General features: G+C 62.9%; 13 protein-coding genes. 7 read left to right on the top strand and 6 right to left on the bottom strand.

Translation table 11 applies throughout. The annotated features are described in order from the left end of the window. Positions 1-32 precede the first annotated feature (32 nt). Together JQ624_RS00165 and JQ624_RS00160 are read right to left on the bottom strand one after the other, a co-directional pair. The gene (locus JQ624_RS00165) at positions 33-1349 is read right to left on the bottom strand and encodes a glutamate ligase domain-containing protein (RefSeq protein WP_212416820.1); all 1317 of its coding nucleotides are present in this window, start codon (positions 1347-1349) and stop codon (positions 33-35) included. Further along, complete coding sequence (locus JQ624_RS00160) at positions 1349-2347, bottom strand: hypothetical protein (protein ID WP_212416819.1); 999 nt, start codon at positions 2345-2347, stop codon at positions 1349-1351. Before JQ624_RS00160 ends, JQ624_RS00165 begins: the two co-directional genes overlap by 1 nt. A 289-nt stretch (positions 2348-2636) precedes the next feature. On the opposite strand from JQ624_RS00160, the gene JQ624_RS00155 reads away from it, so the two are divergent. The 6 genes from JQ624_RS00155 to JQ624_RS00130 all read left to right on the top strand — a co-directional run bounded on the left by JQ624_RS00155 (position 2637) and on the right by JQ624_RS00130 (position 10807). Next, the gene (locus tag JQ624_RS00155) at positions 2637-3410 is read left to right on the top strand and encodes a ferredoxin--NADP reductase (RefSeq protein WP_212416818.1); all 774 of its coding nucleotides are present in this window, start codon (positions 2637-2639) and stop codon (positions 3408-3410) included. Positions 3411-3656: 246 nt separating this feature from the next. Further along, the gene (locus JQ624_RS00150) at positions 3657-3866 is read left to right on the top strand and encodes a hypothetical protein (RefSeq protein WP_212416817.1); all 210 of its coding nucleotides are present in this window, start codon (positions 3657-3659) and stop codon (positions 3864-3866) included. A 170-nt stretch (positions 3867-4036) separates the two neighbouring features. Further along, positions 4037-5668: an FMN-binding glutamate synthase family protein gene (locus JQ624_RS00145; RefSeq protein ID WP_212416816.1), complete on the top strand. Its 1632-nt coding sequence runs from the start codon at positions 4037-4039 to the stop codon at positions 5666-5668. Positions 5669-5820: 152 nt separating this feature from the next. Further along, entirely contained in the window at positions 5821-6225 is a 405-nt protein-coding gene (locus tag JQ624_RS00140; protein WP_212416815.1) for a hypothetical protein, read from the top strand. 119 nt (positions 6226-6344) lie between these two features. Then, positions 6345-7508, top strand: a complete 1164-nt coding sequence (locus JQ624_RS00135) for an efflux RND transporter periplasmic adaptor subunit (RefSeq protein WP_212416814.1) — start codon at positions 6345-6347, stop codon at positions 7506-7508. Continuing rightward, on the top strand, positions 7508-10807 hold the full coding sequence (locus JQ624_RS00130) for an efflux RND transporter permease subunit (protein WP_212416813.1): 3300 nt from the start codon (positions 7508-7510) through the stop codon (positions 10805-10807). Before JQ624_RS00135 ends, JQ624_RS00130 begins: the two co-directional genes overlap by 1 nt. Here the strand turns inward: JQ624_RS00130 and JQ624_RS00125 are convergent. The 4 genes from JQ624_RS00125 to JQ624_RS00110 all read right to left on the bottom strand — a co-directional run bounded on the left by JQ624_RS00125 (position 10727) and on the right by JQ624_RS00110 (position 14962). Beyond that, on the bottom strand, positions 10727-11077 hold the full coding sequence (locus tag JQ624_RS00125; RefSeq protein ID WP_212416812.1) for a DUF3147 family protein: 351 nt from the start codon (positions 11075-11077) through the stop codon (positions 10727-10729). The two genes, JQ624_RS00130 and JQ624_RS00125, sit on opposite strands and share 81 nt — an antisense overlap. 18 nt (positions 11078-11095) lie before the next feature. Next, entirely contained in the window at positions 11096-12997 is a 1902-nt protein-coding gene (locus tag JQ624_RS00120) for a carbohydrate porin (protein WP_249129265.1), read from the bottom strand. A gap of 749 nt (positions 12998-13746) precedes the next feature. After that, complete coding sequence (locus JQ624_RS00115) at positions 13747-14010, bottom strand: hypothetical protein (protein ID WP_212416811.1); 264 nt, start codon at positions 14008-14010, stop codon at positions 13747-13749. Positions 14011-14146: 136 nt separating this feature from the next. Then, entirely contained in the window at positions 14147-14962 is an 816-nt protein-coding gene (locus JQ624_RS00110) for a creatininase family protein (RefSeq protein ID WP_212416810.1), read from the bottom strand. A 147-nt stretch (positions 14963-15109) separates the two neighbouring features. On the opposite strand from JQ624_RS00110, the gene JQ624_RS00105 reads away from it, so the two are divergent. Continuing rightward, positions 15110-16129 (top strand): ABC transporter substrate-binding protein, encoded by a 1020-nt coding sequence (locus tag JQ624_RS00105; RefSeq protein ID WP_212416809.1) that lies wholly within the window; start codon positions 15110-15112, stop codon positions 16127-16129. Positions 16130-16133: the final 4 nt, after the last annotated feature.

Genomic DNA, 16133 nt, shown 5'->3' with positions numbered 1-16133 from the left:
AGCCGTTTAACTGCGCGGATTGTGCGCCACGTTCAGAAAAACTCCAAATCCTCGGCGCGGCCACCTTTCGCGATGGTGGCATATTCGATCGCGAGGAACAGTCCGCCCGCTACATAAATTCTTCGCTGTTGTGCGCTCGCCATCTCCTGCGAAAGCCGCACGGCCTCCCCGATCGACGCGGCTGCATGAACAGCCGCCTTGGGATTGGCGTGCTGTGCGGCCGCCGCGATGCCTTGCACGTCTGCGCCCTTGTGGTGGGCTGCCGTGCAGATGATCGTGTCGAAGGAAGGCGCCAGCGCGCCGACGATTTCGTCCGACTTCTTGTCGCGCGAGGCACCGGTGACGAGGATCCAGCCGCCGGTGCCATGAATCGCGGTGAGGCTTGCGAGCGATTGCCGGATGCCATCGGGGGTATGGCCGACGTCGATCACGGTGAGCGGGTCCTGCTGGATGACTTCGAGACGGCCGGGCCAGCGCGCCGCGCGCAGTCCGGTGCGTATCGCGGTCTCGATCCGGTCAGGAGCCCTGCGGGGTTGCTCGCGTTGCAGCCACATCAGAAAAAGCGTGACGGCGATGGCTGCATTGTTGAACTGGAACGCGCCGGGCAGGCTCACTTCGAGGCGGCGAAAATCGTGATATCCGAACTGGAAATCGAAATGCTGGGCGGACGCCGCTGTCACCTCGTTGTCGATGAGGATATCATCGCGGACGAACAGCGGCGTGCAGCCGCGCGCGCGATTGTATTCGACCAGATGCGGCCGCAGGCCTCGGCAGTTCTCGCCATAGACGATCGTGCCGCCGGCAGCGCAGGCGTCGCTCTTGTCTGATACGATCAGTTCAAGCGAGTTTCCGAGCAGTTCGACGTGCTCGTAATCGACCGAAGTGACGCCAGTCTGGTGCGCGCCGACGAGGCGGACCGGATCGTAGCGTCCGCCGATGCCGGCCTCGAACACGGCGAAGTCGCATCCGCTGTCCTGGAAGTGGAGACAGGCGAGCGCGAACAGCGCTTCGAAAGCGCCGAATTTTTCGCCGAGACGCTTCGAGACATCCGCAATGGCTGCCTCGACCTGGCGCCTGAGGTGGGCGAACGCGGCATCGGCGATTTCTTCGCCGTCGACCTGAATCCGTTCGTTAAAACGAAAGAGGTGCGGGGAAGTGAACAGGCCGGTTCGCAGACCATAGGCGCGGCCTATTTGAGCGCACATCGCCGCCGTGCTGCCCTTGCCGTTCGAGCCGGTCACCACCACCGAGATGCGCTGCAGCCGCGCGCGATCGACGCCAAGCGCTTCCAGCAACCCGGCCATGCGCGCGAGGCAGATGCCATCGCCGTATTTCGGCAGGTCGAACACTACAGCAGCCCCATGGCGGCGAAGGTGTGATGCCAGATCTTCAGGATCAGGTCGCCGCGATCGGAATCCTCCAGCAGCCGGATCGCCGGGTTGGAGTTGACCTCGATGATCTCGTTTGCATCCGGCTTGCCGCCGATATCGACGAACATGTCGATGGCCGCGACGCGAAGCCCGATCGCACGGGCGGCTTGCCGCGCCAGGATGATGGCCTTTTCGGATGGTGCATCCGCGAGCATCATCGTGCCCCCCGCGCTCAGATTCATGCGCCCCGGGATCTCGCGACGTTCGCCCTTTGCCGGTACGGCATCCAGGGACGGATCGCGATCCGGCAGCGAAGCAGGCGACAAGCCGCGGGCGCGCAGGGCGTCGTTATGGACGGCGAGCAGTTCACGAACGGTGTGTACGCCGTCGCCTGTGACGGACGGCGGATATTTTCGCGCGCAATAGAGCACATCATCGTCGAGCAGAAAAACGCGATACTCTGTCCCTTCGACGATCGGTTGGATCAGGATCGCATCATAATACTTCACGACGTCATCGAGATACCGAACCAGCGCAGCTTCGCCGTGGACGGGCTGCGCGAAATCGCCGCGCGATCCCGTGAGCGGCTTGACGAAGGCCGCTCCGCCCAATCTCCTGAAACAGTCGCTCGCGTCGCTGCGCTCGTGCCCCGCGGGGCGATGCGCGCGGTGGCGCTCGTGCAGGAAGAAATATTCACCGCCGAGCGCGGGCACGCCGGCTTCTCGCAGGATCCTGCTTGCAAAGTGCTTGTCGGATGCAAGCGTCGAGGCGGTCGCGCTGTTCTGCGGATACCAGGAGCATCGGCCGGCGCCGAAATGCAGCAGCTTGGTGCGCGAGGCGACGCTGAACAGCAGTCCCGACCCGCCGTCGAGATCGCGAAAATGGAGCCCAAATTCAGCGCAGGCGAATTCGGCATAGACCGATTGGTCCGGATAGAAGCCCGGTTTTCCCTTTCGAAACTCAGTTGGGCTTCGCATGCGATCTCTTTTGAAACGTTCTTAATTTGACGTGGTCATTTATTGCCAGATCGGCGCCGAATTCAGCAAGTTAATTGCGCGAGAAAGCGTTAACGAAGCCAATCGAACCTTTTTGCAAAATAGACCGACAGCCATTCCGAGTTCTCAATTGTGCTGCAAGTCATATTGACTATGTGTGTCCCGTGCGCAAATGAAGCGCCAAATCGCCAATGATTTCGCTGATTTTTGGCACTTCGAGGCCCGAAAACCGAAACGTTCTACATCGAGACGTCAGGAAAAACGAAAACCCATGAGCGCATTCTATAGAGAGAAGGTTCTTTCTGTCCGCCACTGGACCGATACGCTTTTCAGCTTCCGAGCCACCCGCGATTCCGGTTTCCGCTTCCAGAACGGCCAGTTTGCGATGATCGGCCTCGAGGTCGAGGGCCGGCCGCTGTTGCGCGCCTACAGCATGGCGAGCGCCAATCACGAGGAAGAACTCGAATTCTTCTCCATCAAGGTCGCGGACGGGCCGCTGACCTCGAAGCTGCAGAAGATTCGCGAGGGTGACGAGATCCTGGTCGGCCGCAAGGCGACCGGCACGCTGATCACCGACAATCTGATTCCGGGCAAGCGCCTCTTGCTGCTGTCGACCGGCACCGGCCTCGCGCCGTTCGCGAGCCTGATCAAGGACCCCGACGTCTATGAGCGGTTCGAGACCATCGTGCTCGTTCACGGCTGCCGTCAGGTTTCCGAACTCGCCTATGGCGAGGAGCTGGTCGCCAAGCTGCGCGACGACGAACTGTTCGGACCGCTGCTGTCGGAGAAGTTGCTGTATTACCCTACGGTGACCCGCGAGCCGTTCCGCAACCGCGGCCGCATCACTGATCTGATCTCGTCCGAGCAGTTGTTCAACGACATCCATCAGCCGCCGCTCGATATCGAGACCGATCGCATCATGATGTGCGGCAGCCCGGCGATGCTGGACGAACTGAAGCAGATGTTCGAGTCCGGCGGCTTCCTCGAAGGCAGCCACAACACGCCCGGCCATTTCGTGATCGAAAAGGCGTTCGTCGAGCGCTGACAAGTTCGCCGTCATTCCGGGGCGATGCGAAGCATCGAACTACGATGCGCAATTGCGCATCGGAGAATCTCGAGATTCCGGGTCTGGTCCTGCGGACCATCCCGGAATGACGACTGCTTGAGTAGCCCGCCCCATCCCTCCACTGCTATAAACACTCCCGTACGTCGCGCGGCCTGTTGCCGATGCGACGATGAGGGAGTGGGTGCGTGTCGGTACGCGATGAGATCAGTCCGGCAAAGACCGCCTTTGTATTTGCAGGCGCCGCCGGGGCGGTTGCCAACGCGCCGCGAGTATTTCGTGGTGCCGCCGCTATGTCGGCTGGTGGGCTCACCCTACGATTTCTCCCGAACCGCCGATCATAGCGACCGCGCCATTCTCTCCACCGACGCGTGGCTGGCCCAGCATGGGCTGCGGCAGGGCAAGATTCCGCACGAGATGCGGCTGCACAGCCACTGACCGGCCCACGCCGCGCCATTACGCTGCACTGCAAAAGCGATCGACCGAACCCGCAAATATTTTTGCCGCCCGTTGTCACTTCCGCGATCGTCGGCCCGTATACCGTATGGGCTTGCCGCATCGGTTGGACTAAGCTGCCGGCCGGCAAGGATAATTTGGCTGAGGGTTCTATGGACACGCTGCTGCTGCCGTTCTCGCCACGCTTCATTGTGCTGACGATCTGCGCCGTCGTAACCGCGTTGCTGGTCGGCATCGGGATTTTCGACCACAACCCGAAGGCGTGGGAAATCCTGCTGATCCCGATCATGATTTTCGGCGCGCTCACGCTGCTCGGCGTTCGCGATCTGCTGCAGAAGAATCATGCCGTTCTGCGCAACTATCCGATCTCCGCGCATATCCGTTTCCTGCTCGAAGAGATCAGGCCGGAGATGCGGCAATACTTCTTCGAGAGCGAGAAGGACGGCATGCCGTTCTCCCGCGACACCCGCGCTCTGGTCTATCAGCGCGCCAAGATGCAGCTCGACAAGCGGCCGTTCGGCACCCAGGAAGACGTCTATCGCGAGGGTTACGAATGGATGCATCATTCGGTGGCGCCGAAGGCTCGTAGCGGCGCGGAATTCCGCGTCACCATCGGCGGCCCGGATTGCACCAAGCCGTATTCGGCATCGGTCTTCAACATCTCGGCGATGAGTTTTGGCGCGCTCAGCCCCAACGCCGTGCGTGCGCTGAATACCGGTGCCAGGAAGGGCGGCTTCGCGCATGATACCGGCGAGGGCGGTGTCAGTCCCTATCATCGCGAAAACGGCGGCGACATCATTTGGGAGATCGGCTCCGGCTATTTCGGCTGCCGCAACCGTGATGGCTCGTTCAACCCGGAAGAATTCGCCCGCGTCGCGGCCGACGACCAGATCAAGATGGTCGAACTCAAGATCAGCCAGGGCGCCAAACCCGGACATGGCGGCGTGCTGCCGGCAGCCAAGGTGTCGAAGGAGATCTCCAAAATCCGGGGCGTCGCGATGGGCGAGGATTGCATTTCGCCGGCCACCCACCGCGCGTTTTCGACGCCGCTGCAGATGATGGCGTTTATCGGCGAGATGCGCAGGCTGTCGGGCGGCAAGCCGGCCGGGTTCAAGATGTGTATCGGCCACCCCTGGGAATTCCTGGCGATCTGCAAGGCGATGCTGGAGACCGGCATCTATCCGGATTTCATCGTCGTCGACGGCAATGAGGGCGGCACCGGCGCGGCTCCGCTGGAGTTCATGGATCATCTGGGCATGCCGATGCGCGAGGGCGTCAGTTTCGTCCACAACGCGCTGATCGGCATCAATGCGCGCGACCGCATCAAGATCGGCGCCGCCGGCAAGATCGCGACCGCCTTCGACATGGCGCGCGCCATGGCAATCGGCGCCGACTGGTGCAATTCCGCGCGCGGCTTCATGTTCGCTCTCGGCTGCATCCAGTCCTTGAGCTGCCACACCGACCGCTGTCCGACCGGCGTGACCACGCAGGATCCTTCCCGCGCCCGGGCGCTGGTGGTGCCGCTCAAGACCGAGCGGGTCTTCATGTACCATCATGCCACCCTGCACGCGCTGTCCGAGCTTCTCGCCGCCGCCGGCCTCGACCACCCGCAGCAGCTGCGGCCGATCCACTTCTCGAAGCGAACGTCGAGCACCGAGGTAATGCCCTTCGCGAAGCTCTATCCGCAACTGCGTCCGGGCGAGTTGATCGAAGGCACCCAGGATCCGCGCTTCCGCGACGCCTGGGCGATGGCGCGCACGGATTCGTTCCAGCCGGTGGGATGAATAGCCCGGCGGTTTCCCCACGCTCTGTTGAATCGTGCCAGGATGGCTTCCGGCAAGGTTTCCGGATTGCGGCAATTTTGGGGGCCTCAGTTCCGGATTGTCGCATCTGCGATAGTTCGGCGTTGTGGGATTTCGTCCGACTATCTATATGTATGGTGATGAACGCCCCTCGCAGGAGGCCGGGGCTGGCCGGGTTTCGGTCACGCTGGCTGGCTCTAGTCTGTATCGCGCTGACCCTGTCGTTTGGCGCGAGCGCGGCCGTGTCCGCGAGCGAGAGCGCTCATCATGAGGTCGAAGTCGCGCAAGCCTCGCCGCTTGTTGCGACGATTATCTGCCTGGGTAACGACCGTTCCTGCGGCCTGCCCGATCACGACGAGAACCAGGTCATTCCGCATCTTCACACGATCGATATCGGATCAATCGGACTGCTCGCCGTGGACGCCCCGGTCACAATCCTTGAACTGCGAGGGAAGAGTGTTCCTCTTCCAGCATTCCGGTCCGTCGACGGGCTGACGCAGCCGACCCCCGAACGTCCCCCAAGAACCACCTGCATCTGAAGCGGCTGGCGCGTCTGCGCCCAGCGAATGGATTCGAACGGTGTCCATGCGCCGCGTCGGTCGTCGGCATATCCGCCACGACTCGCGCAGTGCGAGCTTTTCTTGCAGGAACGATCTAGATGTCGATATCAAGGAAGTTGTCAGCCCTCGGCTTGGGGTTTGGCTTGGCGCTCGGCTTGGCGTGCATGCAGCCGGTCTCGGCTGCGCCTGAAAGCCAGCCTGGCCGCGAAGGCCTCATCAAACTGTCAACCGAACAGATCGCCGCCTTGCGCATCGAGGTGGCGCCGGTCGGGCCGGGCACGCTCTCGCGAACCGTGCGCGTCCCGGGCAACGTCACCATGGACTCCGATCGGATCGGTCATGTGCCGGCGAAGGTGACCGGCACCGTGGTCGAGTTGCGCAAACGCCTCGGCGATGTGGTGCAAAAGGGCGAGGTGGTTGCCTTCCTGGAAAGCCGCGAAGTCGCCGACGCCAAGAGCGAATTCCTGACGGCAGGGGCCAATCTCGAGCTGCAAACGACTCTGTTCGAGCGCGAGCGGTCGCTGTTTGAGAAGAAGATATCCGCCGAGCAGCAATTCCTCCGCGCCGAGAACGCATTCTCCCTGTCGAAGCTGCGGCACGATCTGGCGCGTCAGAAACTCTCGGCGCTGGATGTCGACGAGGCGGAGATCGCAGAGCTTCCGAAACAACCGGTCGCGAACCTGCGACGCTATGCGCTGCGCTCGCCGATCGCCGGCCGGGTGATCGAGCGGCGGGTCGATCTCGGCGCGCCGGTCGGCGGCGACCAGCAGGAGAAGGAGATTTATGTCGTCGCCGATCTGTCGTCGGTCTGGGTTGAACTCGTCGCCTCGGCGCCGGACCTTGCGCTGCTGAAGGAGGGCGATGCCATCGCGATCGAGGACTCGGCGCGCGCAAAGGCGGTCGGCAAGACCATCTTCATCAGCCCGATGGTGAGCAAGGAGACGAGGACGACGCGGGTCATCGTCTCGCTCGACAACACGGACGGACGCTGGCGTCCGGGATCTTTCGTCGGTGCAAGCATTCCGGTCGACCGGCGCTCCGTTCCGCTGCTGCTGCCGAGAAGTTCGATCCAGACCGTTGATGGAAAGCTGACGGCATTCGTGCAGGTGCCGGAGGGGTTTGAAGCCCGTGCGGTGCAGGCGGGCGCCATGACCGAGGATGCTGTCGAGGTGCTGGGCGGCCTCAAGCCGGGTGAGATCGTCGCCGTCCTCAACACGTTTGTCCTGAAGTCCGATCTCGGAAAAGCAAAGGCGGACGAGTGATGATCGAGAAAATCCTCGACCTTTCGGTCCGCAACCGCTGGTTCGTCGTGCTCTTGACCGGCGTCGCCTGCGCCCTTGGCGTCTGGTCGCTCAACAAGCTGCCGATCGACGCCGTGCCTGACGTGACCAACAACCAGGTGCAGATCAATGCCATCGCACCGGCGCTGACGCCGGTCGAGATGGAAAAGCAGATCACGTTCCAGATCGAAAATATCCTGGCCGGCACGCCGACCCTCGAATACACGCGCTCGTTCTCCCGCAACGGCTTTGCCCAGGTGACGGCGGTATTCAGCGACAAGACCAGCATTTACTTCGCGCGGCAGCAGGTGAATGAGCGTCTGCAGGAGATCCGGCGATCGCTTCCGCCCGAGGCCGAGGTCAGGCTCGGTCCGATCTCGACGGGACTGGGCGAAGTATACTGGTGGGCGGTCGAATACCAGAAGCCGCCAAAGGATACGCCGGTCGCCGATGGCAAGCCGGGTTGGCAGAGCGACGGCAGCTATCTCACGCCGGAAGGCCGGCATCTGCGCGACGATTTCGAGCGCGCGGTCTATTTGCGCACGGTGCAGGACTGGATCATCCGCCCGCAGATGCGGACGGTGCCGGGCATCGCCGGGGCCGACGCCATCGGCGGCTATGTCAAGCAGTATCAGATTGCGCCGGATCCGGCCAAGTCGGTCGCCTACGGCATCTCGTTCGCCGACATCGTCAAGGCGGTGGAGGCCAACAATGCCAGCCGCGGCGCGAATTATGTCGAGCGCAACGGCGAGAACTATGTCGTGCGGGCCGCCGGGCGCATCGAAGATATCTCCGAGATCGGCGAGATCGTCGTCGCCACCCGCGGCGACACGCCGCTGCGGGTGAAGGATCTGGCCGAGGTGTCGATCGGGCGCGAACTGCGGACCGGCAGTGCCAGCCTCGACGGGCACGAGGTCGTGCTCGGTACTGCGCTGATGCTGGTCGGCGGCAACAGCCGGACGGTGTCCGCCGCCGCGGCTGCCAAGATCGAACAGATCAGCAAGGCGCTGCCGCCCGGGATCGTCGCAAAGACGGTGCTGAACCGGACGCAACTGGTCGACGCCACCATCTACACGGTGGCCCAGAACCTGTCGGAGGGCGCGCTCCTCGTCGTCGTCATTCTGTTCGCGCTGCTCGGCAACTTTCGCGCGGCATTGATCACGGCGCTGGTGATTCCGGCCGCGATGCTGTTGACGGTCACCGGCATGCTGCAGGCCAGGGTCAGCGCGAACCTGATGAGTCTCGGCGCGATCGATTTCGGCCTGATCGTCGACGGCGCCGTCATCATCACCGAAAATTGTCTCCGGCACCTGGCCAACCGGCAGCACCAGCTCGGCCGCCAGCTCGATGTTCCGGAGCGGCTGGAGACCGTGCGGCTCGCCGCCAAGGAGATGGTTGCGCCGTCCGTCTACGGGCAGGCGGTGATCATGCTGGTCTACGTCCCGCTGCTGACGTTTTCCGGCGTCGAAGGCAAGATGTTCGAGCCGATGGCGCTGACCGTCATCATCGCCTTGCTCTCGGCGTTCGTGCTCTCGCTGACATTCGTTCCGGCAATGATAGCGATCGCCGTCACCGGACGTGTGCAGGAAAAGCCGAACAGGCTGGTGCGCGGGCTTGCCGATCTTTACCGGTCGGCGCTCACGCGGTCGTTGAAGGTGCCGGGCCTCGTGCTGGCTACCGGCGCGGCGGTCTTTGCGCTGAGCGTCATGGTGTTTCTGTCGCTCGGGCAGGAGTTCAACCCGACGCTCGACGAAAAGAACATCGTGGTCGAGGCGCGGCGGATTCCCAGCGCCTCGCTGGCCCAATCGCAGGCCATGCAACTCGATCTCGAACGGTCCGTTTCGAAGTTTCGCGAAGTGGCATTCGTGTTCTCTCGCGTCGGCACGCCCGACATCGCCGCCGATCCGATGCCGCCGAACGCGGCGGACGCTTACGTCATCCTGAAGCCGCAGGCGGAATGGCCCGATCCGTCGATGACAAAGGCGGAGCTGATCGAACGTTTGGAATCCGAACTGCAGAAGCTGGCGGGCACCAGTTTCAGCTTCTCCCAGCCGATCCAGATGCGCTTCAACGAGCTGATCGCCGGTGTTCGCGAGGATATCGCGGTCAAGATATTCGGCGACGAGTTCGAGCCGATGCTGAAATCCGCGAACGAGGTGGCCGGCGTGTTGCGGGGCATCGGCGGCGCCCAGGACGTCAGGGTGGAGCAGGTGACGGGGCTGCCGTTCATCGAAATCGGCATCGACAAGAAGGAGATATCGCGGCGGGGCCTGAGCATTGCCGCCGTTCAGGACGTGATCGGTACCGCGATCGGCGGGCGGGAGGCCGGGCTGGTATTCGAGGGCGACCGCCGTTTCCAGATCGTGGTCCGGCTACCGGATGCGCTGCGCGCCAATGCCGACGTGATCCTCGGCCTTCCGGTGCCGCTGCCGGGCGAGGGCGGGGCGCCGTCGCGCATGACGATTCCCCTGCGCGACGTGGCCTCGCTGACGTTCACGGAGGGGCCCAACCAGGTCAGCCGCGAAAACGGAAAGCGCCGCGTCGTGGTGACGGCGAACGTGCGCGGCCGGGACATCGGCTCGGTGGTGCGCGAAGCCCAGGAGAAGATTTCGCAAGGCGTAAAGCTTCCGCCCGGATACTGGATCGCCTGGGGAGGGCAGTTCGAGAACCTCACCTCGGCGCGGCAGCGCCTGGCTATCGTAGTGCCCGCCTGCTTTGCGATGATCTTCCTGATCCTGTTCGCAGCGCTGGGCTCCGGGCGCGACGCGCTGCTGGTTTTCAGCGCGGTGCCGCTCGCGCTGTCGGGAGGCATCGTGGCGGTCTGGCTGCGCGGCATGCCGTTCTCGGTCTCGGCCGCGGTGGGCTTCATCGCATTGTCCGGCGTTGCCGTGCTCAACGGGCTGGTGATGCTGACCTTCATCAAGCAGCTCATCGAGCGCGGCCAGCCTGCGCGGGAGGCGATCATCGAGGGCGCGGTCACGAGGTTGAGACCGGTTGCCATGACGGCCCTGGTGGCCTCCGTCGGTTTCATCCCGATGGCGCTGGCCACCGGCACCGGCGCGGAGGTTCAGAAGCCGCTGGCAACCGTCGTGATCGGCGGGCTGATTACGGCGACGTTCCTGACCCTGTTCGTGCTGCCGGCGCTCTACCGTCTGGTCGGTGCGGAAGCGAAAAGTGCGGGGCCGGGAAAGCCTACCGTTTCAGAGATGGATGCCGAACCTGGCGAGCACCCAGGCGGTGATGAAGTAGAGGATCACCGTTACCGCGCAGCTCGCCGCTAGGCTGGGCCAGAAGCCTGCGCCCGCCCTCAGCATCGCCGGCAATATCAGGAACAGCGGCAGCGACGGCAGCACGTACCAGAACGTCGTTTCCGCGACACCGGCAATGCGCTCCGCATCGCCGGTGTCACGCCAGAGCCAGAGGAAGCTCAACAGCGAAAGCAGCGGCAGCGACACGACGAGCGCGCCGAACGCCGGGCTGCGCTTGGCGATTTCCGACACCGCCGCGATGATGATGCCGGACAACGCACATTTGATCACAAAATACAGCATGGGGTGCCTCAGGGGGCACTAGAACTCTCCGTGCAGCCTCCCGGAGAACACATGGACCGGGCCGCGGTCGGCATTGTACGCGGGATTGGTGACGAACTGGTAGTCCGCCGTCAGTGTGATCTGCTTGTTGAGCGCATAGGCGTAGTAGGTTTCTAGGATGCGTTCCTTGCGGTAATTGAGCTGCCCGTCGCCGATCAGCGGGCCGAGCCCGCCGGCGGCAAGGAAGTCACGATGATCGCGCGACAGTGCGTTGACCGCGCCGGCCAGTCCGATCACGTCGTCCGGGCGACCCCATTTTGTGCCCTTGATCGAGGTGCCGAGCGACAAGGACGCATCGATGTCGGTGAACGACATGATTTCGGTCTTGCCGTCGTTCCAGCTCCAGCGGCCGAACAGGCCGATGTCATCCGTGACGGACTGCTCGACGTTGACGACGTAGCCGTATTTGGGGCGGCCCGTGCGCGTCAGCGAAATATCGAGATTGAGCGCCGGATCGTTCAGCGTGTCGCGATAGCTGCCGGAATTGGCGCTGCTCAACCAGCCGATGGTGCGCAGCTTGCCCGGACGGGAGAACAGCGTGTACCGCGTCTCCAGTTCGGCCACATACTGGCCGCGGCGGAATACCTGCGTATCGAAATTGTTGGAGTTGGATACCGCGCCCATCAGGAAATAGCCGCCGCGCAATGCCCAATTCTTCTGGTTGAGCTCGGCGGTCATGCCGTAGGTGAGCCCGAGCTTGTCGGCGGCATAGTCGAACGCGCCGGGGGCCCAGATCGACCAGTTCATGAAATCCCGGCGGGTATCCTTGGCATAGGCGTTGCCGTCAAAGACATCGCCGACCGAGAACTTGCCCGCCTGCAGCGTCAGCCTGTTGACGTCGACCTTGCCGGCAAGCTGTTGCTGCCCGCTGGCGAGTTCTTCCTGCTCGCCGCCAAACCCGAAGGTCTGGCGCACGTATAGCCGCGAGGTGTTGTAGTGCGGGTAGGGGAAGTTCGACTTCTGCGCCTCGCCGCTGGAAAATCCGGCAAGGCCGACGGTGTCGCTCAAACCGAACCCCTGCAGCAGTTCGGGATTGTAATAGACCTCGCCGCCTTCCCAGAGCCGGGCGTTCAGATAGAGGCTGTTGCTCCAGGTGGCCTGATACTGCCGCGCCGGGGTCAGGCTGTTGGTGCCGGTATAGGGCGCGCGGAATGCCGGATAGCCCTGACCCAGATAGGTGGTCTGGCCATGAATTTCCCAGCGGTCGGATTCGGTATCGGTCAGGTCTGTCTTCGGTGTCCAGCTCTTCGATCCAGCCCAATCGACCTTGCGATTGAGGCCAAGGCGAAGCGACTGGAAGTCGAGTGTCGAACTGAACTGCGTTCCCGACGGAAGGCGGACATCGGCTTTTCCGAACTGGGCGTAGAGATATTCAAGCCTCACGCTCCAGTGCGGCGCGAACGCATATTCCAGTCCCGCGCCGGCCGCCCACCCCGGCCGGACGTTGATATGCTTTTCCTCGACATCGACGCCGGCCGGTATGTTGAGGAAGCGTTCGCCGGCCCAGGCGAATCCACCGGTGGCGTAAGCGAGCCACGGCCCGCTGGCGTAGCCGACGCGGCCGCGCACGGTGCCGACATAGTCCCATCGCTCCTCGGCATCCGAGCGCGCGGTTACGAACTTGGAGACCACATGGTTGGACGGCAAATAGTTTGGGAAGGTAAGATCGGCTTCGACGCCGAACAAAATCCCTGAGGAGAGGCGATAATTATATCCGGCCTGCACGCCGCCGATCAGGCCGCTGACCACGCTGTTGGTCGTCGTGATGGCGGGGTCGGTAAGCGTCGCGATCGACGAGCCGCGGTGGTAGCCGGTATGCCCGCCGATGTAGAAGCCGCTCCAGTCGAACGCTGGCCGAAGATAGGGGGCCTTGAGCGGCATGTCGGCCGCAACAGCCGGGCTGCCGAGCGCCAGCGCGCCGAACGCGGCGCCGGCCAGCGCATGTTCCAGAGATCGGCGCTTGCGGTTCACAGTGCGGACATTCCCGGTGCGACCCATGTTGTCGCAGCTTGCCATCACGGCAGATTCGAGTGCCTGCCGCCACCCAGCTAATGAAGTCATCAACCCCGTCGCCCCCGATCGGATTTCCTGCGGTCCCCCGGTCAGCGCCAGACCGGGATCATTCCGCCATTTACGCCTCGATCCTTATTGCAAGTAATTCGCAATAGCAAGAAGGGGCCGACCACAAATGGTTAGATGGCGCCAGCGCGTGACGTGGCTGCAACATTCAGCCCGGCACGTGGGCGCCGCAGCAGCTACCGTTCGGACAGATCGCTGACGGGCGTTCGGGGGCATCGCGGCCACTTCGCGACGCGTCGGCTCTGCGGCCGGGCCTCCACCCCCCAAAAAGTTGACCCGCCCGGGGGGACAACCGGGCGGGTCGGTTCAGCACGGGGGTGGATGAGGCGCCCGTGCCGGACGCAAATCCACGACAGAAGCGTTTTCGAGCGAAGTGGTATTCCGGTTCGCGTGAAGAAAACGCGTCAAACAAGAAGAAGCGTTTTCGAGCGAAGTGGCATTCCGGTTCGCGTGAAGAAAACGCGTCAAACAAGAAGAAGCGTTTTCAGGGTTTGAAGTGGTTCGCTTGAAGAAAGACGCTTCTCAAACAGCAACCAAGTCAGCCGCAGAAATCAGTAACCGCAGGTCCGGACGCGGCCGATGTAATTGCCGAAAGCGTCGAACTGGCGAACCCAACCGCAGCGGCGATAGCCGTCGTAGTAGTAACCGTCGTTGCTGGCGGCGATGGCGGTACCGACAATCGCGGCGCCGACGAGGCCGGCTCCAATGCCCCAGCCGAGCGGCTTGGCCTGCGCCTGGGTGGTGGATGATGCAATCGTGCCGGTAACGGCAAGGGTAGCGAGAGCGAGAGCGGCGAACTTGGTCTTGATCGACATGGAAGTCTCCATCCTGCGTTGAGCGGCCATTGTGGTCCGCATGCCCAGTTGGACGGAGCGTGTTGGAAAGCGGTTCGAAAACGCGCTTGGAAATATGGTTTCGTCATTTATTTCTTAGATATTACAAATAGTTAGCTCAATTCCTTGGCCTGCGAAGAAACAATTCCGGATCGAATTTGTCGACGTCGTCGAGCAATTCGCAGAACGCGCGCGCGCCGTGATCGAGCAGTCGTTCGCCTTTTTCCGCGGAGGCTTTGGTGGCGTCGCCGACCGCGCCGCTTTCATGCAGGTCCTGCGTCTGCCACGCGAAGGGGACCGGCCGATGCGCGGAGAGCCAGCGAAATTCTTTCTCCATCGCGATGCTGGCCGGATGAAAATCGGCGATCGCTTCTGTCCGCACGGTGTGCGGATAGCGCGCCAGCATGATCGAAGTCTCGACCGCGCCGCCATGGATGCCGTGACGCAGCTCTTCCGCGGAAAACAGTCCATCCGGCGCACCGAAGCGCGACCAGCTCGTGGTGACCACGAGAAGCCCGTGATGCGCGCGCAGATCCTGCGCCACCAGCGACATCGCCGCGCTGTTGCCGCCGTGGCTGGTCACGATCACCAGCTTGCGGATGCCGGCTTGCGCAACGCGCTCGCCGATCGCCATCCATTCTTTCAGCGCGACATCGGTCGGCAGCGTCAGCGTACCCGGATAATCGATATGCTCGGTGGAAATGCCGACCGGCTCCAGTGGCAGAAAGGTGACGGGAAGCGCGACAGGCAACAGTTCGCGCACCCGCGCCAGATAGGCCTCGCCGATCAGGACGTCGGTTTCCAGCGGCAGATGCGGGCCGTGCTGTTCGGTCGCCGCCAGCGGCAGCACCGCGATCCAGCGCGCGGCGTCCGCCCTGGCGATGTCGGGCCAGTGGATCTCGGTCCAGTCGCGGGGCGGAACGGTTGAAGCCATCGAGCGAAGCGTTTCTTTGGATGAATTTGCGGGGTAGTTTGTTAGATATTCCGGGGATGCTATCCGCGCCTTGGATAAACCCCCGAGGGACGTGATCCACGTCCATAGCCTCCCATCATGGGCCAAAACGATCGACGGAGTCCAACCATGAACCCGGCCTTTTTGTCGCGAGCGTTAACCGCAGGCCTTCTGGCGCTGGCTGCGGCGCTGACGCCGGCGCGTGCGCAGACCCTCGACAAGGTGTCGTTTGGAACCAACTGGGTCGCGGAGGCCGAGCATGGCGGCTTCTTCCAGGCTGTTGCCGACGGCACCTACAAGAAATATGGCCTCGATGTCACCATCGTGCCGGGAGGCCCCAACACCAACAACCGCATCCTGCTGACCGCCGGCAAGCTCGACTTCTTCATGAGCGCGAACACGCTGCAATCGTTCGACGCGGTCGCCAACAACGTGCCGCTGGTCGCGGTCGCCGCCATCTTCCAGAAGGATCCGCAGGTCTTCCTCACCCATCCGGAAAGCAAAATTACAAAACTCGAAGATCTCAAGCCGCTGACGCTGCTGGTGTCCAAGGAAGGCGTCACGAGCTATTTCCAGTGGCTGAAGTCCGAATACGGGTTCAGCGAGAGCAAGGTGAAACCCTACACCTTCAATTCGCAGCCCTTTATCGTGAACAAGCAGAGCGCGATGCAGGGCTATGTCACATCGGAGCCCTACGCCGTCGAGAAGGCGGCGGGCTTCAAGCCGGGCGTGATCCTGCTCGCCGATCACGGCTTCAACGCCTATTCGACGCTGATCGAGACCCGCCGCGAGATCGTCGACAAGACGCCCGACCTCGTGCAGCGCTTCGTCGATGCTTCCGCCATCGGCTGGTACAATTATCTGTACGGCGACAATTCGGCCGGCAATGCGATGATCAAGAAGATGAACCCGGAAATGACCGACGAGCTGCTCGGCTACTCCGTCGCCAAGATGAAGGAATACGGCATCGTCGATTCCGGCGATACCTTGCGCGACGGCATCGGCGCCATGAACGACGCGCGGGTGGCGAGCTTCTTTGACAAGATGGTGCGGGCCGGCGTGGTTCGCCGCGATATCGATTACCGCCAGGCCTATACGCTTCGCTTCGTCAACAAGGGCGTTGGTGTCGATCTGCGACCGAAGAACTGAGGCG

Source organism: Bradyrhizobium sp. AUGA SZCCT0283 (assembly GCF_018130385.1).
Taxonomy (GTDB): domain Bacteria; phylum Pseudomonadota; class Alphaproteobacteria; order Rhizobiales; family Xanthobacteraceae; genus Bradyrhizobium.
This window is presented reverse-complemented; position numbering and strand designations above follow the sequence as displayed.

Bases quoted from the DNA above. Each gene is read 5' to 3' on its own strand.
- JQ624_RS00155 (WP_212416818.1), top strand. From the start codon at position 2,637: ATGAGCGCATTCTATAGAGAGAAGGTTCTTTCTGTCCGCCACTGGACC.
- JQ624_RS00115 (WP_212416811.1), bottom strand. From the start codon at position 14,010: ATGTCGATCAAGACCAAGTTCGCCGCTCTCGCTCTCGCTACCCTTGCC.
- JQ624_RS00135 (WP_212416814.1), top strand. From the start codon at position 6,345: ATGTCGATATCAAGGAAGTTGTCAGCCCTCGGCTTGGGGTTTGGCTTG.
- JQ624_RS00130 (WP_212416813.1), top strand. From the start codon at position 7,508: ATGATCGAGAAAATCCTCGACCTTTCGGTCCGCAACCGCTGGTTCGTC.
- JQ624_RS00160 (WP_212416819.1), bottom strand. From the start codon at position 2,347: ATGCGAAGCCCAACTGAGTTTCGAAAGGGAAAACCGGGCTTCTATCCG.
- JQ624_RS00110 (WP_212416810.1), bottom strand. From the start codon at position 14,962: ATGGCTTCAACCGTTCCGCCCCGCGACTGGACCGAGATCCACTGGCCC.
- JQ624_RS00125 (WP_212416812.1), bottom strand. From the start codon at position 11,077: ATGCTGTATTTTGTGATCAAATGTGCGTTGTCCGGCATCATCATCGCG.
- JQ624_RS00120 (WP_249129265.1), bottom strand. From the start codon at position 12,997: ATGCCGCTCAAGGCCCCCTATCTTCGGCCAGCGTTCGACTGGAGCGGC.
- JQ624_RS00140 (WP_212416815.1), top strand. From the start codon at position 5,821: ATGGTGATGAACGCCCCTCGCAGGAGGCCGGGGCTGGCCGGGTTTCGG.
- JQ624_RS00105 (WP_212416809.1), top strand. From the start codon at position 15,110: ATGAACCCGGCCTTTTTGTCGCGAGCGTTAACCGCAGGCCTTCTGGCG.
- JQ624_RS00145 (WP_212416816.1), top strand. From the start codon at position 4,037: ATGGACACGCTGCTGCTGCCGTTCTCGCCACGCTTCATTGTGCTGACG.